The organism is Pseudoalteromonas sp. P1-9 (assembly GCF_001399975.1).
GTDB lineage: Bacteria > Pseudomonadota > Gammaproteobacteria > Enterobacterales > Alteromonadaceae > Pseudoalteromonas.
The window spans coordinates 15,974-35,333 of sequence record NZ_LKBD01000021.1 but is presented as its reverse complement, the minus strand read 5'-3'; the positions used below and the strand labels follow the sequence as shown (position 1 = coordinate 35,333).

The following is a 19,360-nucleotide window of genomic DNA, read 5'->3' as shown; positions in this document are numbered from 1 at the left end:
GGAGTGAATTATGAGTATCTTTCAAAAATTATTTACAGCCCTCAAGGGCGGCGCTCGTGAAGTTGGTGAAGGGTTGATTGATGCAAATGCCATTCGTATTTTCGAGCAAGAAATTGTTGATGCTAAAAATGCACTAACCCAAGCGAAGAAAGGCCTAACTCAAGTAATGGCAAAAGAAATGCAATCTAATCGTGCAATCAAAGCCATTGATAACAAAATAAGCGAACACGAGAATTACGCTGCGCATGCACTTGCTCAAGATAATGAGCCTCTTGCGTTAGAAATTGCACAAAAAATTGCGGAGTTTGAACAGGAAAAAGTACATCAAGTTGAGGTGTTACAAAGCTTTCAAAACCACATTGCCGCATTAAAGCAACAGATTAAAAAAGCTGAAAAAATCATTCAGGAAAACCAACGTCAGTTGAGTATGGTCAAAACAACTGAAAGCGTGCAAAAAGCAACCTTGGCTGTTAACGACACTTTAATAAACAATAACTCTTCAATGGCATCAGCAAAAGAGTCGCTCGAGCGCATAAAACAACGCCAGGCTGACAAGCAAGACCAAATTAATGCCGCTGAAATATTAGAAGCCGAAACAAACAACTGCGACCTTGCGAACAAATTGCATGAGGCTGGCATTGGCAAAGATGCTTCTCGCACTCAAGCGATATTGGCGCGCATAAAAGCAAAACAGGGCTAAGTAACATAAAATATTTTGTTTTATTGTTTACACTGCATAAATTTTAAACGTGCTTTTTAACTTTATGCAAGGTGAATAACAACAATACAATTGTAATATTAATAAAACTACTTGTTACTTAAACTTAATTTTTGGCATTAAAAATTCTGCAACTGCAAGCGTAAAGGATTACACGTGATTAAAAACAAGCATACCTGGCAAAAACAAGAACAAGCTGTACGCGCAACTCAGCTCGCTTTTGATTTAAGTTCAGAAGCGCAAAAATACATAAAAAAGCAAGCAATTGATGCCGAATTAACGCCATCCGATATGATCAGGCGAATCCTAAACCTAGAAGTAAAATCAAAAAAAACACGTCAACGTTTAAGCTTCAATCTAAACGATGATGAATTGCACTTGCTTGCAAAGCGTTTTGACGTAGAGCCTCTCGATAAACGCCTAGTTAAGCAAAAAGTCGCAGAATTATTAATTCAATACGCACAACAAAAAAACTAATCCACCCATTTTATTGAGACAAAAAGTATGGAATTTCTAAATATCGCATTTAGTTTCCCGAGCAGTGTTTTTACATTGTTAATGGTAATTGTAATTTTATTCTGGCTTATTACCCTTATCGGCTTTGCCGACATAGATATGTTCGAAGGAGAAGTCGACCTGGACCTAGATGCGGATGCAGACGTAAACGTCGATTCTGGTTGGTTCCAAGCCGCGTTTGGCGGTGTGCCACTCACCATATCTTTGAGCATCGTTATTATGCTCAGCTGGGTATTCAGTATTTACTGCCAAATGTTTTTTAGCTTTTTGCTAGGTAACGGCATCTTATTTTATGTATTTGGCACATTTATGCTGCTCGCCTGCTTTATTGCAGCAATTCCACTTACCGTACTTTTTATCAAACCATTAAAACAATTATTTAAGAGTCAAAATGCAACCTCTCGCGACGATCTTCTCGGTTTAGAGTGCACAATTGCAACAGGAAAAGTCACCCAAACTTTTGGCCAAGCACGTGTTTATTTTAATGGCGCAGAGCATCTAATAGAGGTTAGATGTGAACAGGACAACCAATTTAAATCAGGTGATCAAGCAGTATTAATTGATCATCTCGCTACTCAACACAGTTACATTATCGCTGATAAGCCTTGGTAACAACATATTTAAATAACTAGGAAATTCAGGAAAACAACATGGAATTTTTAGACAACATAATGCCAATCCTGACGATTGCAGGCATTGCAGTTGCTATTATTTTTAGCATCTTACTTATTATTGGCAAGTTCTACCGAAAAGTTGAGCAAGGCCAAGCTCTTATCATCAATAAAATGAAAAACGAACCAGATGTCACAACAACTGGTGGTATTGTCTATCCTGTCATCCATAAAATGGAAGCCATGGATATTTCCACAAAACGCATGGTATTAGATCGCCGTGAAAGCAGCGGTCTAATTTGTAAAGATAACATTCGTGCAGATATCGCCATTACCTTTTATATTCGCGTTAATGAAAGTAAAGAAGACATTCTACGCGTAGCAAAACAAGTAGGCTGTTCTCGAGCCTCACAGCCTGAAACACTGCAAGAATTGTTTGAAGCCAAATTTTCAGAAGCACTCAAAACAGTTGGTAAGCAACTAGAATTTGAAGAACTGTTTACTCAACGTGATATGTTCCGCGATAAAATTAAAGAAGTTATCGGCCAAGACTTATCTGGCTACACGCTTGAAGATGTCGCAATTGATTATTTAGAGCAAACTAAAATTGAAATGCTCGACCCAAATAATATTCTCGATTCAGAGGGTATTCGCCGCATCACGGAAAAAACAGCACAACAAAATGTTGAAACTAACCAACTAAAATGTGATGAAAAAATCCGTATTGAGCACCAAAACCAGGCTGCACTTGAAAAATCGAAAGAAATTGAGCGCCAACGCGAAGATGTGCTCGCAAAACAACAGCGTGAAATCGAAACCGTGCGTGCACGTGAAACTGCTGAAGTTGAGCGTGTTAAACATGAAGAACGCATCAAAGCGGAAGAAGCTCGCGTTGCGGCAGATGAGCAAATCGCCATTGCGGAGCAAAATAAGCAGCGTGAGATTGATATCGCAGAGCAAAACCGCCTACGTGTTCTTGCTATTGAAGAAGAAAAAGTAACTCGTGCGCGTCAAGTTGAAGAAATTGATCGCGAGAAAGAAATAGAAATTTTGCGCATCAATAAAGAAAAAGCGCTCGAAGTTGAACGTAAAGAGATAGCCGAAGTACAACGCGATCGCGTCGCAGTAGAAAAAACCGTAGCTGAAGAGCAAGAACGGATCAGAGATGTACAAACTATCGCCGCAGCAGAGCGAGAAAAAGAAGCAATCGTGATCCGCGCTAAAGCGGAGGCCGAAGAGGCATTAGTAAAGGACATTGAGTCAGCGAAAGCAAAAGAGCAAGCCGCTGAATACAAAGTGCGTGAGCTTGAAAAAATGGCAGAGGCGGACCTTCGAGTTGCACACCAAAAAGCTGAATCAATTAAGATTATGGCGGAAGCTGAGCAAACTGAAATCGCTGCCAAAGGCCTTGCTGAAGCAGATGTTATTAAGGCAAAAGCAGAAGCAGAAGCGATCCAAGGTGAAGTTGATGCAACTAAGTTAAGACAACAATTCGAGGCTGAAGCACAAGGTAAACGCGAAATTGGTAACGCCGAGGCTGAAGTGCAAACAGCAATGGCAGAGGCAGTGAAACAGCAGGGACAAGCTGAGGCCGACACCCTTGAACTTAAAATGACGGCAGAAGCTAAAGGCTTACAAGAGAAGTTAGAAGCGCTAAATGCAATGAATCAAGAAGCGCGCGATTATGAGACCTTCTCATTGCAACTAGCACAACAAAAAGAACTAACACTTGCAAAGATTGATGCGAGTAAAGATATCGCAGCACATCAAGCCGAAGTATTAGCGCAAACATTGGGTAATGCAGATATCAATATTATGGGTGGCGACGGTCAGTTCTTTAATCAATTTATGAAAGCCATCACCCTTGGTAAATCAATTGATGGCCTAGTTGACGAGAGTCAGGTAGTCCAAACCGTATTTAAAGACCATTTAACCGGTGAACGTAACTTAGTAGAAGATTTAAAAGGGGTACTTGCCGGTGCCAATGAATCATCTGAAACCCTAAAAAACATTAATATGAGTAAGTTATTAAGCCAATTATCAAACTCAAGCGATGCACAAAAATCTCAGTTGCTCTCGCTACTAGGCGTTGATTTAAAGCAAACTCAAAAACTCGAAACACAAGACTAGTAAAGCACTATAAATAAGGCGCGCATCTGCGCGCCTCGCACTCTAAGGCAATTTTTTCAGGACACATTGGTAAATGACGGAACAAACACAACAATCCGCTTTAGAACAAGGATCATACGATCTTATTAAGCGCCGCCTAAGCAACCTAGGAAGTGATTTAAAATCATCAGTTAATGCCATTAATCATCAACGTATTGATAGCTTTGGCAGTACCGAGCTACAGGTTAAAGGCCGCGTACGCGTACGTACCGAAAATAACTGTGTTCCTCGAGACATTGTGATCATTGGCGACAAATTAATATTCGCTTACAACGTGTTCATCGGTTTGAAGAAACAAACCAGTATTCACGATGTATTTAGCGTACAAAAGCTAACCATAGTGGATGACCATTTTGAGGTCGATAACTACCCAAGCGATACCCGTTTTTTAACGGATAGCCGTTTTATTCGTGACTTTGAGGAACTTTATACTTATTACAAAGAAGCAAAGCTACAACATTTGTTTGTCCAACATGGCAAACTCTATGCCCTATTCCAAATCGGTGACAAGCTCAGCGACGTTAGAGTGTTTCGTTGGCAAATCGAAAACGATAACACCTTAAACTATATCGACAACCGCGGCGAAAGAGACATTCAAAATCGCCAAGACTACGATTTTGAATGGGAAAAAACCTCGCGTGAAAACCATATTGAAGGCACTCACCCGCATATAAACGTGCGTGATAAAATCTTCATCGATACCAAAGGTGGAGCGCTTACTTTCAAAGTTGAAAACAACACTAATTCTGGCCAGGGTATCTACCAAGAGTCCCTCGAAGACAAAAATCAGTCATTAGCTGATTGCAATTTAGACTATGCCATTGTTGGTGATCTCGTGCTGCTAAGAATATTGCCTTATCGCGAAAAAATCGTTCGTTACTATATTTACAATACACGTAGCCAATCGATTGTGCGGCAAGATGCCCTGGCGCATGCCTGCGTGTCTTTACCAGAAGACCATGGGATTATTTATCCCGGTGGTTATTACCTGCAATCAGGACAATCACGCTACTTCGAAGATAAACTAAACGACTTAGAGTTTCATAAACAGTTGCGCTCACCTAATGGTGAAGATGTACTGTATATATTTTATGAGCCAAGCGAGGGCCGTTATGCCCTATTCGCTTATAATATCATTGAAAAAAATCTGCAAAACCCTATTTATTGTCACGGCTATGGCGTTTACCAAGATGGCTTAACTGTTACTTTTAAAGCCGAAAAAGACGAAGCTGAACGTGTACATCCATTGCAAATTTGGCAAAGCCCCTTCGTATCGGCTGAGTATGCAGCGAGCGCGCCTGCACCAACAGGTACCTTTGGTAAGATTGGTAACCCCGATTTGGTGCGTGGTATTTCAGATTTATTCAGTGTCTGTAGAGCTATCCAAGAACAGAGCGCAACACAAAATCACTATGAAGATCTTATTGCCTTAGCACGTGCCATTTTCGACCGTTATCATTGGTTAAGCAAAAAAGAGTTCGAAAAACTAAACAGCAAACTGCACAACGTACTTGAAACTGCAGAACAAGTGCTCGATGAGTTTGAGAAAATCACTCAAATTCAAAACAAAGCCAAAGAAGCGCTTAATGACATCGAACTACAAATAAACAATGCACTAAAAGAAATTCGCCCTGATAGTTTTAAATTCGCGAATCAATTTGTTGCAAGCCTTGCGACACTCAAGCAGCTAAGCGGTAAAGTTATCAGTCTTGAAGATGTGAAATACATTGATATCGCTGCGCTCACCCAGCTGCAAAACAACATCACAGCGCAAGAAACACAGCTAAGCAATGCTACCGCATCGTTCTTACAAAAAGCAGAAGCGCTAGCGCCTTATCATAAACAACTTGATGAAATTTCCGAGTTAAGTGAAAAAAGTGAGGGAGTAACTGAGCTTAATGACTTCCTTGGCAAACTAGATGCATTGGCTGCAGAGCTTGATTTACTCAATCACACGATGCTTGACCTAGAGATTGATGATAGCCGTGTGCGCACTCAAATTTTAGAAGATATAAGCAGTGTTTATGCGCTCGTAAATCGCGCAAAAGCCAGTATTGAAATAAGACGTAAAAGCTTAGGTTCAGTCGAAGCAAAAGCAGAATTTGCCGCGCGTTTTAAACTCTTTTCGCAAAGTATCACAGGCGCATTAAATAGCGCCAATACACCACAAGAATGTGATGAGCAGTTATCTCGTTTACTGATCCAATTAGAAGAGCTTGAATCACTTTTCAGTGATCATGATGAATATTTAGCTGAAATTATCGCAAAACGCGATGACGTTTATGAAAGCTTTGAAGCACATAAACAAAAGCTACTTGATGAACAACAACGTCGCGCCCTATCACTGACTAATGCCGCAGAACGTATCTTACAAGGCGTAACTCGTAGGCTATCTAGTTTTAATGAGCTCGACGCGCTAAACAGTTATTTCGCTGGCGACCCAATGATAGGCAAGCTGCGTAAACTAATAAAAGAACTGCAATCTCTCGGCGACGAAATTCGTGCAGATGATCTAGAAGCCAAGCTCAAAGCCACGCGCGACCAAGGTATTCGCACGCTGCGAGACAAACAAGACATTTATACAGACGGTGGTAATACTGTAAGTATTGGTAAACACGTATTCAGTGTTAACAATCAAGTACTCGATTTAACGCTGCTACCACGTGACGATGCACTTATGTTCCACCTCACTGGAACAGATTACTTTGAACCAATTACCGACCCCGACACGTCAATAAAAATGCTCGCTTGCCAAGAAATATGGCAACAGTCTTTAATTTCTGAAAATAGCCAAGTTTATCGCGCAGAGTATTTGGCATATCAGATCCTTAGCGCAGCGAGAAAGCAACATCAGGGGCTCACATTAGAACGCTTAGTTTCAGCGCAACAAGAATCTCAGTTATTACCGTTAGTTCAAAAATTTGCCGAGCCAAGATATCAAGAAAGCTACGACAAAGGCATTCATGATCATGATGCAGCTATTATCTTGCACAATTTATTATCTCAACAACAGAGTTTAGGCTTGCTGACATTTCCAGTTTCAGCCCGCTTTTTAGCGCAATCATTGTTTATCTCTTTGACTGAAATTGAACGTGATACGCTTAAAAGCCAAGCGCAAAATAGCCAGCTAATGAGTGACGAATTTGGCAATGATCAATTTAAGCTTTCACTGGCAAATCAACTAACAGAACAGCTTGAACAATTTAGTGAAAATTTAGTAACTGCCACACCATTGCTTGGGGAGACCTCTTATGCTCTTGCTGCAGACTACTTGATAGCTGAGCTTGCTAGCATGCCAAATGAGTCTCTACAGTTTACTATCACCACACAGGCAAAAACGGCAGCTGAGCAATTTATTGGTTCAGCTAAAAGCAAACTTTTTTGGCATACATTAGCTGACACTGTTAGCAAACTAAACACTTTTGATGACCAAGCGGCACTAATAATTAATTGGTTGAATGCGTACTGTAAAGCAAACGAAGTCGATACTCACACTGCGATTGAAGCTGCAAGTTACGTATTATTTAGCCACCAATACCAAGCAACGTTTGTTAAAATCGACAGCAAAATCGAAACTCGAGTAACGGGCCTAATGGGACAGCATGCACGGGTTAAAGAACAAATCATGTTGCTCGATTATGCTGAGTTTAATCAACGCTTAAGCCATTATAGTAGCGATGTAGTGCCACGTTTCGAGCAATACCATGCGCTTAGAAAGGAAGTCATTACGTTACAAAAAGATAAGTTACAATTAGATGAGTTTAAGGCTAAGCCACTCAGTTCGTTTGTTCGTAACCAGCTAATAGATCAAGTTTATTTTCCAATTATCGGTGATAATTTAGCAAAGCAGATTGGCGCGTCTGGTAAAAATAAACGCACTGATTTAATGGGCATGTTACTGCTTATTTCGCCACCGGGTTACGGTAAAACCACCTTGATCGAATACATTGCCAACCGCTTAGGTTTAACATTCGTTAAAGTAAACTGCCCGTCAATTGGGCACGACCAAGTATCACTTGATCCCGCACAAGCAATTAACGCCACAGCTGCAAAAGAAATCGAAAAGATAAATCAAAGCTTTGAAATGGGTAATAACGTGATGTTGTATCTCGATGATATTCAACATACAAATCCTGAATTTTTGCAAAAATTTATCTCCTTGTGTGATGGTTCTAGACGAATAGATGGCGTTTGGAATGGCAAAAGTAAAACCTATGATCTGCGCGGCAAAAAGTTCTCCATTGTGATGGCGGGTAACCCATACACAGAATCAGGTGAATCATTTAAAATTCCAGACATGCTTGCAAACCGTGCGGACATTTATAATTTAGGTGACACCTTAGCTGGTTGTGAACAAGAATTTGCCATGAGTTTTATTGAAAACTCACTGACCTCAAACGCTGTACTTGCGCCACTTGCTAACCGTAATATGCAAGACCTGTATAAATTTGTGCGTATTTGCCAAGGTGAAGACATCTCTCTAAACGAGCTAGAATATGGATATTCACAAGCAGAAGCGAATGAAATTACCGCAGTACTAGACAAGCTAATGCACGTAAGAAATACCGTGTTGAAAGTGAATGCCCAATACATCGCGTCTGCAGCACAAGATGATAGCTATCGCACCGAACCGCCATTTAAACTGCAAGGCAGCTACCGAAATATGAACAAAATGGCAGAGAAAATCGTAGCGGCAATGAATGATGAAGAGCTAGAAAATTTAATTCAAGATCATTACCGCGGTGAAGCTCAAACATTGAGTAAAGGCAGCGAAGAAAACCTGCTGAAACTCGCTGAATTGCGTGGCACACTGAGTGAACAAGACAATCAGCGTTGGCTGCAGATAAAAAAAGATTACAGCAGTAAAAACAAACTTGACCAAGCTGGAAGCGCTGAAATGATGGCTGTTGAGCAGCTCGCTAATGTGCATAGTTCACTCGAGCAAATAGGCGAGAAATTAAATGCAAACACCCTAATGCATAACTACGCTGAACAATTTACGGCGCTAAGTGACTCACTCGCAAAGCTTGATAGTTCGCAATCATTTGAAACGCTAGCATCTGCTTTATCTGAACAATTAGCAAACACACCGTATCAAGATTCACTTGCTCTGATTGCTAAAAATATTGCTAAAAATAACAACGACGATACGCTTGATAACATTGCAAACATTCTCACTCAGCGCAATGAGCACAGTGCAGAATATCCTGATATGTTCGCAAACCTCACTAGCGCGATTGCTAAACCTAGACTTGAAAATGTAGAGCAATTACTTGCCAAGTTGGCCTTAGCACAAGACAATACAGCACATTCAGTCAATCAGCAAAATGACATATTACTTGAAACGTTGACACGCAATAACAGTAATGACTCGCTATCACAAATCGCAGTCGAGTTAAGTCAAAGCAATGAAAGTAAAGGCCACCATCTTGAAAAGCTGCAAAGTCTAATTGAAACGCTCAAGACACCAAAATTAAGCGAAATAGAAAATCAGCTTGCAAAACTTGCTGAATCACACGAAAACATGCTTAACAACTTGAGCAAACAAAACGAAGTTGCATCAACGCGTAACACCCTGCTAGATAAAATCACTCAGCAAAACCAAGAACAGTTAACGTGCAGTCAACAAACACAGCAAAATGCAAGTGCGCTTGCGCTAACATTGAAAAACCTTGCTGACGTGCAGCAACAAAGTTTGGAAAGGGATGCAACGAATGATGTTAACGAATCATTACTAACGCAATTGCAAACCATTGTGCAAAATAGCCAAACTCAAAGCGATGATATCAACCAACAATTAGCCACAATAAGCAAGGCAATAGAAACGCAGCAAACCTTATCACAACAGACCCTTGAGCAATTAATTGTGGCACTTTCAACTATTTCGCCAAAAGTCACTGTCGATAATCATACCGATCCTAAAGTGGCTGAAGCAGTAGCGGCCGTGGCCCAAACAATTGACGCTTCACTACTACCTGTGCTTAAAGTTATGCAACACAAAGTAAGGCTCGACCATGATGTTTGGAATAAAGTTGACGCTGTTTCAAAGCAATTAAAGTCGATTGATGACTCCTTTGAAGAGCCAAAAACTGTATTAACAGAAGATGATAAAGACATCATTGTGTCTTAATTTAATATAAAGGGCTCAATTAATTGAGCCCGTCAAACAACATAAGTAGTAACGCTATGCGAACTTTATTTTTTCTAATTGTTATCCTATTTTCATCGGCAACATTTGCAACACCTGATACCCTCTTTTTGCTACGCCATGCTGAAAAGCGCGATGGCATTAATCCGAACCTGTCTGACGCGGGTAAATCTCGTGCAGAGCACCTTGTTAGCATGTTAAAAGACAAAGAAATTGAGCATATTTTTAGCACTAATTACAACCGCACCTTAGAAACCGTAAAACCGCTTAGTCAAAAATTGGGCATTGTGGTTACACATTATAACCCGCGTCAGTTAACGGCCTTGGTTAAACAACTCAAAACATTAAAAGGCAATACCGTGATTGTTGGGCACAGCAACACCACACCACAACTTGTAAAGTTATTAACCGAACAAGATGTCACCATTAATGAAGATCAGTTTGATAAGCTGTTTGTAATTGAAGGCGGTGCGTTAACTCAGCTTAGTTCTAACAATTAAACGATAGCTTTGGGGAAACACCACCCATTGGGGTTTGTTCATAAATACGGGTAACTCATTATTGAAAGCCCGTATTAATTAGCTTATTGAATACAAAACTATACGTTTCGCACTTTTCGATAACCCGGCCACCAACACACAGCGCAAATACCACCAATTATTTTGAAATACGGTTAAATCGCTGTGCTAATTCGCTAAATGTGCAAAAGCCAAGGGCCAATGGGTAAGCTTGATTACTCTCATCAAGGTAAAACAAGGCGGGAAAACCGGTTACGTGTAATTGCTGTGTCATAGCAAGATGCTGTGTAAGCGTTTTTTGCGTTTGCTCCGAATTAAGGGCGTGAACAAACTCATCTTTATCTATTCCAACCTCAATGGCACATTCAATTAACGTGTTTTCTAACGATGGGTTTTGCGCTTTTTGGTAATACGCAATTTGAATTGCATTGACCATTTTTTCAGCCCCATTTTCCAGTAAATCATTCGCCACAATCACCGCGCGACACGCTAAATAAGTTGAGCGATACGGCGTATTGCAGTGCCAATAATCATGATTAAATGTAACCTGTGTTTTCACTTCAATTTGCTGCCAATAAGCGGCAATTGTCTCGCGCATTTGCTCACTCATCGGCTGGTTATTATCAGGGGCAAGTCCGCCCATCACCCATTCAATATCGATATTTGAATGTACTTGCAAAAACGCATCTAGCTCAGGTTTAAACCCGTAACACCAAGCACACATTGGATCCATTACATAAATAAACCGCATATTTTCACCTTAACTACACACACTAGCTTTACCTGCTTTTCGCAGCGCATAAGGACCACCCTGCTCATCTAATACCAACGCTAACCACTGACCCGTGTGCGTACTATCAAATAAGTTCGAAGACGCCATTAATTCAGCAACAACCTCGCGTTTTATTTTTATTAAAGTCGAACCATCACAGCTCTCTAAATGCCAATCTAATTGCGTATTAAGCACCTTAACGGTCATTATATTTGTATTACCTGATGCGTTGTTAAAGCGTCGATTTAAGTTCGCGATTTGCGCATTACGGTCATTTTCTAACGCATTTTTTTGAGTCGTAATCGACCAGCTTAGTGTTTCTGATTGACGTTCTACTACAGCAACTTGATAGTAATTCGCTTCATTAATCTGACTATATTGAGGCGTAGCCTCACGCTGCACTTGGTTAAACACAACAAATCCGAGCATCGTTAACGCAGCAATGCTCATGGCAAATTGAAGGCGATAAAAAAGTTTAGATTTTGGTTTTTTTGTCGACTGGGCAATAATGTTATCGCTAAATTCACGCCTGTGCTTTACGCTTGAGTGCAGTTGTTGTTTGCGCTTTTTATAGAGCGAATCAATTAGTTCGTCTGCTTTGTTACTCATCTGCATACCCTTTCAGCATATTGCGTAAATTTTGTTTTGCGTAGCGTAGTCGTGATTTTATTGTCTCAAACTCGCACCCTGTAATATGTGCAATTTCATCAACCGAAAACCCTTCTTTTTGTAGAATAAACGCTTCTCGTTGGTAAAAATTGAGTGCGTTAAGCGCACTATCAAGCACCGCCAACATCTCATCGCCACTCACTTCGTGTGATTGGCCGCATACTAGCTGCACATCATCTAGCTGAGTGAGTTTGTTTTGGCTACGAAATTCATCAATCAGTAAACGCCTTGCAATCATAAACAACCAAGATTTAAACGAAATTGATGTTTTAAATAACGCTTTTTTTTCAATCACTTTAAGCCATGTTTTTTGACTAACATCTTGCGCAAGCACTTGATCTGACTGACTTACCAAAAAATGATACAAATCGTCATAATAAGTATCTACCAATTGATTTAAATACCGCTTTTTCCCAGAATCACGGTAACGCACCATGATTTCCTCTGCGCTGAGGTCTGCACTAAGCCAAGTAGTCAAAGTTAACAACATCTATAACGACTCCTTTTGCTCGTTGATCCAACTTTTGCGTAGACGCTGTGTTAGGGGTTAAGCGTATTTACGAAAAATACGCCCATAGAATTTTTTAAAACAACACAATCAGTCATTTACATTCGCAAAAACAATCCCCTAAACATAACAGCACTTTATTCTTGCGCTAATTTAAATTCAAGCAACACTGACTGGTTTGTCTGAATATGTGCCACCCCGTTATCAATAGAGGGTTTATACTTCCAGCGTTTTAACGCCTTTAGTGCAGCAGTATTAAAAACACGTTTGGGTTCAGCAGCAATCACTTGCGCATCGATAACACGGCCGGTTTTATCAATACTAAACGTCAACTCCACCCAGCCCTCAATGCCATCGCGAGCTGCTCCTACAGGATACTTAGGTGGCACACGCACAATTGGGCTTGCCTGCCCACTTTGCGACATAAGGCTAGGCGCACTGCTTGGCATACTACCAATAGACACATTTAAGTTGGGTGCAAATGTTAACGGAGCATTGCTCGACGCATTTGCTGGTGCTTCCAAAACACGTTTCGGAGGCTCCGTTAACTTTGGTGGTGGTTGAATTTTAGTTTTCTGCTTAACCTCTGAAATTTCGCGCGCTTGGTATAACGCAATATCAATAATTGGTTTGGGCGCATCAACAACTCGATTTGGTGATTTTATTAAAAACTGCATAAACGCGAACAAACTAAATGTCACAGCCAACGCAGCAATAAAGCAAAGTGTTAGTTTTAGTATCGGAATTTGTGGCTCGAAAGTATCAAGTTGCAATAACATAGGCTTTCCCTTTTTTTAATTGAGTTACCTATAAAACGCAGCGCCATACTAAAAGGGGTAAAAATTTTTTAATAATTTTGAGTTTAAACCTCAACCTTTCAAATTATAAACAGTTATCAACGTATTACGGCCCGTTCTGGTGCAATAAAATCAATCAAAAATCGTTTACTTAAGTTAACACCCATTTCTTTTCTAAACCTTTTTAAGCCCTGCTACGACTTAATAAATAACCAAAGCGTTAAATGCTTTACTTAACAAACAATAGGAATACAGATATGAACACGTCAAATGCGTTTGATTTATTATTTACAGCAGGTTTAACTACATTTGTTGTTGCAAGCCTGATTACGGCAGGTATGACATTAGCACTTGTAACAGGGTCATTAATTGGTGCTACTTACTTAGTGTTTAAATAGCCAGATAAAGAGACAATCCCAGTAAACAAGGAGTTGCTTATGCACAAAAGTACAGGTTATTAAAAAGGCACTTAGTTTAAAACTGAGTGCCTTTTTTATTTAAGAATTTTCAAAAGTATTACTCGGGGATGGATTAAGTTTTAATTAATAAATAAAACTTGGCTAATACCACTCCCAAAGACCTTTTAATTAGATATCTACCATTTCAATTTTAACCACTACATTTTTAAAGCCTGCTTCTTCTAGTTGCTGCTTTAAAAGTGCCTGATGGCTGCTAGCATCGTAAGCACGCGATGTATTAAACGTACGTGCGCCATTATTAAGAGGTGCCTCATCACCAAAGTAAACATTACCGGCAAATTGGCTTTGCGCATAAAAGTGGCCTGTTAGCGTTGTTTTCTTTGGTCTAAGTACACGGCTTAGCCAGTATTGCATAGTTGTTAAGCTTGTTTGCTCTATCATCCAAGGCCAATCCCACTTTTTGTTCTCACCTGGAATATTGCGATGCTCCCATTGATACGGAATACTTTTCTCTTGCCCAGACCATCGACCAATGACAAAATTAGCCGTTTCATTTGGACGGTTATCAGGGTGCGTTAATAAACCATTACCGCTCCAACGCATAAATCCGTTGACTGTTAAGTCATACGTAATGTCAGCATCAAATTCATAAGGGTATGAAATTGAGGATTTAAAAAGATCAACTTTGGCATTTAAACGTGTGAATGGTGGCACATTCGTACGCGCCTGCACAACAACACGTTCGCTCTCAGAACCACCATTACTTTCACCCCACGCTTGGTTTGCCGAAATTGTGATCGACAGCGACGTATCCGATCCTCCTGTCACCGATGGTGATTTCCAAGTATTTGATAATGTCACCGATTCAGAAATGCTATAGTCGTTGGTCTTAGACCAATTTGTTGAGGTATCGTACTCTATGGTTACAACCGACATCTGATCTGCTGAAGTATTGTTAATTGCTGGCACAGAGACCGTTCTAATTAACTCTTTCTCAGTCGCAATCACATCACCAGTAATCTTATAAGAATCAGTATCCATTACGTATTCGAAGTTAGATACATTAATGGTACTTTTCTCACCACAGCGATAACCAGAACAACTGCCCCCATTATAACCTCGGATATTCCAGCCATCACCTGCCCGCGTAACCTCCATATCCTCACCAACATAATTAGAGCGATTACCTCCCACCCAAGCAAAACCCATATAATGAGCAAGATAGGAAAGCGGCTTAATAAAAGCTTCTTTTTGGTTTACCAATTGCCACTCAATTTGACTTTGGCTGCCAGGAGCTACATTAATAGCGCTTAATGTTGGGATTTCAGTCATCGGATTTTTCGGGTAACACCATGAGTTTGACGCTGTACCACGTTTAATTTCACCTGAATATCCCGGTCCCATAATTACCCAACCATCGGCAAGACCCGTGATTTGCCATTTACCCATTTTTTTAACAATATCATTACGGTAAATCTCAGCTTCACTTTTGGTGATCAGCCTATTCTGACTAGAACAAACACCTTCACCTAGCGCCTCATATTGAATTTGATCTAAATAAATCACCGAAGAGTTTGCATGGGTAAGGCCTGCTTGGCCAATGAGCATTAACGCGAATAATTTTTTCATTTACTACTTCCTTTTTAGTCATATATAAATTCAGTCCATGTATTTATAAGCATCAGAAATAATGGACTGTTGAGAATAGTAAAAATCGCTAAAGCAGATTAATAGAGGCATCAATGAAAGTTAAATTTTCAAAAATGTTAGTTGTATTTTAGCTTTTTGGTTGGCTAATCAAACACGGCTGACGGTGTTATATATCGATACCACTTAACGAACAGGTCAAAAAGTCAATTAAATAACGCGTGCTTTTAGGGATCAGTTTATCAGGCCAAATTAAATTAATGTCCCGCTTAATTGGCTTAACATGGTCAAGTACATTTACTAGGCGATTGGCATTTAAGAATGGTTTTACACAATAAGCCGGACCGTAATAAATACCGCGCCCCTCAACTGCAGCTAATGCGCACATTTCGATGTCATTTGAGACAAAATCTGGATGTGGTTGGAACACATGGCGCTCACCTGTGAGCGTGATAAAACCCCAATTGTCAAAAGGTGAGCAACAAATATGTGGAAAATGAGCCAGGTCATCAAAGTTTGCAGGCTTGCCATACTTCACAATAAGAGTTGAAGAACATGCCATAACGAAATGCATTTGGTTTATCACCTTACAGATATTTTGCGAATTCTCGAGCTGGCCAATTCGAATGGCCAGATCAAACTCGGTTGATTTTAAATCTAATCGTTCATCAGAGAGCAGCATATGTATTTTAATATTAGGGTGTAAGGTGTTGAATCGGTTAATCAAACCTGTAAAGTAAACACTTTTAATAAAGTTCTGTGGTGCAATCAATTTAATTGTGCTTACCTTGTCTTCACCAATATTTTTAAAATCGCACAAAATACTTTGTAAATCTTCAACATGATTTAAACAATGCGCGTAAAAACTTTTACCCGGTTCGGTTAATCGTAAATTACCTCGCTCTCGATAAAACAAGGCTAATGATAAATCGTCTTCAAGTTTTTTAATGCGCCTTTGTAACGTTGGCAACGGGATATTAAGTTTGACCGAAGCTTCGTGAAAGGTTTTAAATTGATTTGTTTTGATGAACAGTGCCACTATATCTAGCAAGGTATACCTCCTGTAACAATTGAAGATAACTGCTCAGCCATATTTGGAAAAACGACTTACTTAGCGCATTTATCAACCGAGTATTTATTCAAACTACTTAAGTGTACCCATTTAGGCAACGAATTTTTATTAATGCTATGTGTTGAATTGCTATCAAGCCAGATATTTCAATGGCAGCTACCTAATTTGGCTTTGTTAACAAATGAAAACAATGGTGTGATGCGTTGTAAAAATTAAAAAATTCGCTCGCGAACCAAGCTAACAGACTAAATAAGGATTTCAAATATAGAACGATACCGTTACTTAAAAAGTATCAAGCTTTTAAAACTAATTTACTTACTTCTTAAATAACGCCAGGTTTAACTGTTTTACTACTGCTTTCCACCCAGTAAAACCTCGTTGTTTACACCCATTAACAAATTAAAGGAAAATCATATCACAATGAAATAGTTGAAATAATTACTCTTAAATCACATTTCACCACCCCCAGCTGCTATTTTTAAGTCATTTTTTGCACAAAAACCATTGAATTGTTAATTTTTAGTAACAATACTGAGTTGACCTCTGAGCTCTGACAACTCAGAAGGAACACACAATGACAACAATTAGCTTGGAAGTTGATATGAATAAAAATAAAAGCAGTATCACATTAAGCAGTATCTTTGTATGCGCAGTAGCGCTTTCAACCAGCTTTGCAGCAGCAAGTAAAGAATATAAAACAATTCTGATCCATGGGTTTCAACCCGTACAATTAATTAATGCAGCAGGCACGGATGTTACAGCTGATGGTGCTAACTATTGGTCATCTTACTGGGATCAACTGGCAGATGAACGCATAGATTGGCCGTCTTATGAACGTATTGAAGGTAAAATTGCATCCGATTGGGTTTGGCCCAAACTAAAGCAATTCTCACAATCAGGGTTATGTGACGCTGGCTGTGTTTTTGTCACCCACTCAACGGGAGACTTAGTTGCTCGCTATATTATCGATAACCAAGCAAATTGGTTGCAAAATGCCGGATTAAAGCCGCTGAATATTGTTGCAACCTTTGATATAGCTGGCGCCGGCGGTGGTAGCGAGTTGGCAGATATTGCTGTAAGTGCATTATCAGGGGCTGCCTCGTGGAACCCACTTGTTGATGCTGCGCTCGAGTGGTGGTTAGGCAATAATATTAATGAAGCTGTGGGTGTATTACACGACTTAAAAGTAAACAACGCGCGCAACCTTGCTCCCATGCCCGATAGCAGAGCTCCCCGCTTACGCTTTGTTGCCGATGGTGATGACTTTTTTGGCGCAACCTCGTTATTTATTCGTGGCAATGATGATGGCGTTGTAGCCACTCATTCAGCATGTGGTGCAAGTAATGTTGCAGCTTATGGCAGCTGCAGTACAGATGTTGACACAAACGGTCGAATTAAAACTCAAAACAACGCGGTATCAGGTTTTATGCCTTATCACTATCCAATGTTAATGTCTGACAACTACAGTCATAACAATATTCGTGAAGGCAGACATCGTGGTGAAGTCACCGTTGCGATTAATCGTGTTGGGATTGCTGCAAATACAGTGTCATTTGATAGCTATGATAAAACAACCGGCGCGTGGTTTTGGAAAAAAGAGTATCGCCTTGTTAATCAATCTGATGAGCTGAGTGCATCAGAATTAATTTATAACGCGATCCCTTAACCCCTGGGCCCTGTTAACTTGCGGTTGGCAGGGCTATTTCTAGATGTGATATTTTATGAAAAAATCCATTATTGCACTTGCACTTACTACGGTATTTGGTCTTTTAATATGGCTGTTTTTCTCTGATAAAAGCGTTGCACAACCTAATACATTTAAAACACTTCCAGCAAAAGCATCTGTTATAACAACAGCTGTTCAACCAGAAGCTTCAAACGTTACCCAACAAACTTTGACGATTGCACAAGCAAAAAAGCACTTTGATGAATCCATTAAATCTGCGGCAAAACAGGTATCCCACCACTATGCTGCCGCACTGAGCTTTCCTCCTTATTCGCAACCACTGACTTCGCTTGATACAGACAGGTTAGAACCCAACAAGTTTAACCCTGTCGCCGTACCTATTAACAACGATGGCGCTTACTTGGTATTAAGTTTAAGTAAATATCGCTTTGCATACCCAGAGCCAATAGCTGTGCGTGTAGAAGGCGAAAATATCGGCGCGGTAAAGTTGAGTTTAATGGATGTCGACAGCAAACAAGTGTTGGCATCACAACGTGTTAATAATGCTAAACAAAACTATGACTTTTCATTCCCAGCTCGCGAAGATTACCCTAGAAATTTACAAATCTTAGCTGAGGCGCAAATTAATACGAATCAAGTACCTATCGTGGCGCACCTACAATATATGAATCCGAGTGCCGTGTTGACAGGGTTTGATAATGCTTTTCCTAACAGCGATAAAATGACCATTCCCGCCAAGCTAAAAGTTCACAAAGCAGGTATGTACCGCATTAGAGCCAACTTGTATATCGGTGAGCAACCCATTGCGCATTTAGTCTCGCGGGAACGCCTAGAAACTGGAAACCAAACTATCGCATTAGATGCCCATTGGTCGGTGTTAAAAGTCACTGATCAACCGATGCATTTGCATGGTTTTGTCATTGAATTAATGTCACCCGCACCTGGTGAGCCGAGTGTTTTTGGCCATAGCGAAATTAAATCATTTACGATTAGTGAGTTTCCAATTGATAGTTTAAATAAAACCCCATATCACCCCACACATGCTGAACGCCAAAGTTTGCAGTTTCTAAAAAGCTTAGACTCATCGAGCTAAACGATTAGATGAAATA

The 19,360-nt window shown here is 40.1% G+C and carries 15 protein-coding genes; 9 read left to right on the top strand and 6 right to left on the bottom strand.

Annotated elements, in window-relative coordinates; translation table 11 throughout:
* Positions 1-10: 10 nt before the first annotated feature.
* The 6 genes from AN214_RS13445 (at position 11) to AN214_RS13420 (ending at position 10,662) form a co-directional block, all read left to right on the top strand.
* Positions 11-700: a PspA/IM30 family protein gene (locus tag AN214_RS13445; RefSeq protein WP_054980180.1), complete on the top strand. Its 690-nt coding sequence runs from the start codon at positions 11-13 to the stop codon at positions 698-700.
* A 177-nt stretch (positions 701-877) separates the two neighbouring features.
* Complete coding sequence (locus tag AN214_RS13440) at positions 878-1,195, top strand: hypothetical protein (RefSeq protein ID WP_054980220.1); 318 nt, start codon at positions 878-880, stop codon at positions 1,193-1,195.
* A gap of 27 nt (positions 1,196-1,222) precedes the next feature.
* Complete coding sequence (locus AN214_RS13435; protein WP_054980179.1) at positions 1,223-1,846, top strand: OB-fold-containig protein; 624 nt, start codon at positions 1,223-1,225, stop codon at positions 1,844-1,846.
* A gap of 38 nt (positions 1,847-1,884) precedes the next feature.
* Positions 1,885-3,975: a flotillin family protein gene (locus tag AN214_RS13430; protein ID WP_054980178.1), complete on the top strand. Its 2,091-nt coding sequence runs from the start codon at positions 1,885-1,887 to the stop codon at positions 3,973-3,975.
* A 73-nt stretch (positions 3,976-4,048) separates the two neighbouring features.
* Complete coding sequence (locus tag AN214_RS13425) at positions 4,049-10,144, top strand: DNA repair ATPase (protein ID WP_082428574.1); 6,096 nt, start codon at positions 4,049-4,051, stop codon at positions 10,142-10,144.
* Positions 10,145-10,200: 56 nt separating this feature from the next.
* Positions 10,201-10,662, top strand: a complete 462-nt coding sequence (locus tag AN214_RS13420; protein WP_082428573.1) for a histidine phosphatase family protein — start codon at positions 10,201-10,203, stop codon at positions 10,660-10,662.
* 157 nt (positions 10,663-10,819) lie between these two features.
* Here the strand turns inward: AN214_RS13420 and AN214_RS13415 are convergent, their stop codons facing one another.
* The 4 genes from AN214_RS13415 to AN214_RS13400 all read right to left on the bottom strand — a co-directional run bounded on the left by AN214_RS13415 (position 10,820) and on the right by AN214_RS13400 (position 13,408).
* The gene (locus AN214_RS13415) at positions 10,820-11,431 is read right to left on the bottom strand and encodes a DsbA family protein (protein ID WP_054980177.1); all 612 of its coding nucleotides are present in this window, start codon (positions 11,429-11,431) and stop codon (positions 10,820-10,822) included.
* A gap of 9 nt (positions 11,432-11,440) precedes the next feature.
* Complete coding sequence (locus tag AN214_RS13410; protein WP_054980176.1) at positions 11,441-12,061, bottom strand: hypothetical protein; 621 nt, start codon at positions 12,059-12,061, stop codon at positions 11,441-11,443.
* A complete protein-coding gene (locus tag AN214_RS13405; protein ID WP_235576755.1) occupies positions 12,054-12,611 on the bottom strand; it encodes a sigma-70 family RNA polymerase sigma factor in 558 nt (185 codons plus the stop codon). The genes AN214_RS13410 and AN214_RS13405 overlap by 8 nt, the downstream gene beginning before the upstream one ends.
* A 155-nt stretch (positions 12,612-12,766) precedes the next feature.
* Positions 12,767-13,408, bottom strand: a complete 642-nt coding sequence (locus AN214_RS13400) for an energy transducer TonB (RefSeq protein WP_054980175.1) — start codon at positions 13,406-13,408, stop codon at positions 12,767-12,769.
* A gap of 275 nt (positions 13,409-13,683) precedes the next feature.
* On the opposite strand from AN214_RS13400, the gene AN214_RS22720 reads away from it, so the two are divergent.
* On the top strand, positions 13,684-13,824 hold the full coding sequence (locus AN214_RS22720; protein ID WP_161805685.1) for a hypothetical protein: 141 nt from the start codon (positions 13,684-13,686) through the stop codon (positions 13,822-13,824).
* Positions 13,825-14,013: 189 nt separating this feature from the next.
* On the opposite strand, the gene AN214_RS13395 is transcribed toward AN214_RS22720, so the two are convergent.
* Complete coding sequence (locus tag AN214_RS13395; RefSeq protein ID WP_054980174.1) at positions 14,014-15,474, bottom strand: aerolysin family beta-barrel pore-forming toxin; 1,461 nt, start codon at positions 15,472-15,474, stop codon at positions 14,014-14,016.
* A gap of 187 nt (positions 15,475-15,661) precedes the next feature.
* Positions 15,662-16,543 carry a LysR family transcriptional regulator gene (locus AN214_RS13390; protein WP_054980173.1) on the bottom strand — a complete coding sequence of 294 codons (882 nt, stop codon included), beginning with the start codon at positions 16,541-16,543 and terminating at the stop codon, positions 15,662-15,664.
* A gap of 622 nt (positions 16,544-17,165) precedes the next feature.
* Between AN214_RS13390 and AN214_RS13385 the strand changes: the two genes are divergently transcribed.
* Both AN214_RS13385 and AN214_RS13380 read left to right on the top strand, forming a co-directional pair.
* A complete protein-coding gene (locus AN214_RS13385; protein ID WP_054980217.1) occupies positions 17,166-18,230 on the top strand; it encodes a hypothetical protein in 1,065 nt (354 codons plus the stop codon).
* Positions 18,231-18,285: 55 nt separating this feature from the next.
* Positions 18,286-19,344: a hypothetical protein gene (locus AN214_RS13380; protein WP_054980172.1), complete on the top strand. Its 1,059-nt coding sequence runs from the start codon at positions 18,286-18,288 to the stop codon at positions 19,342-19,344.
* Positions 19,345-19,360: the final 16 nt, after the last annotated feature.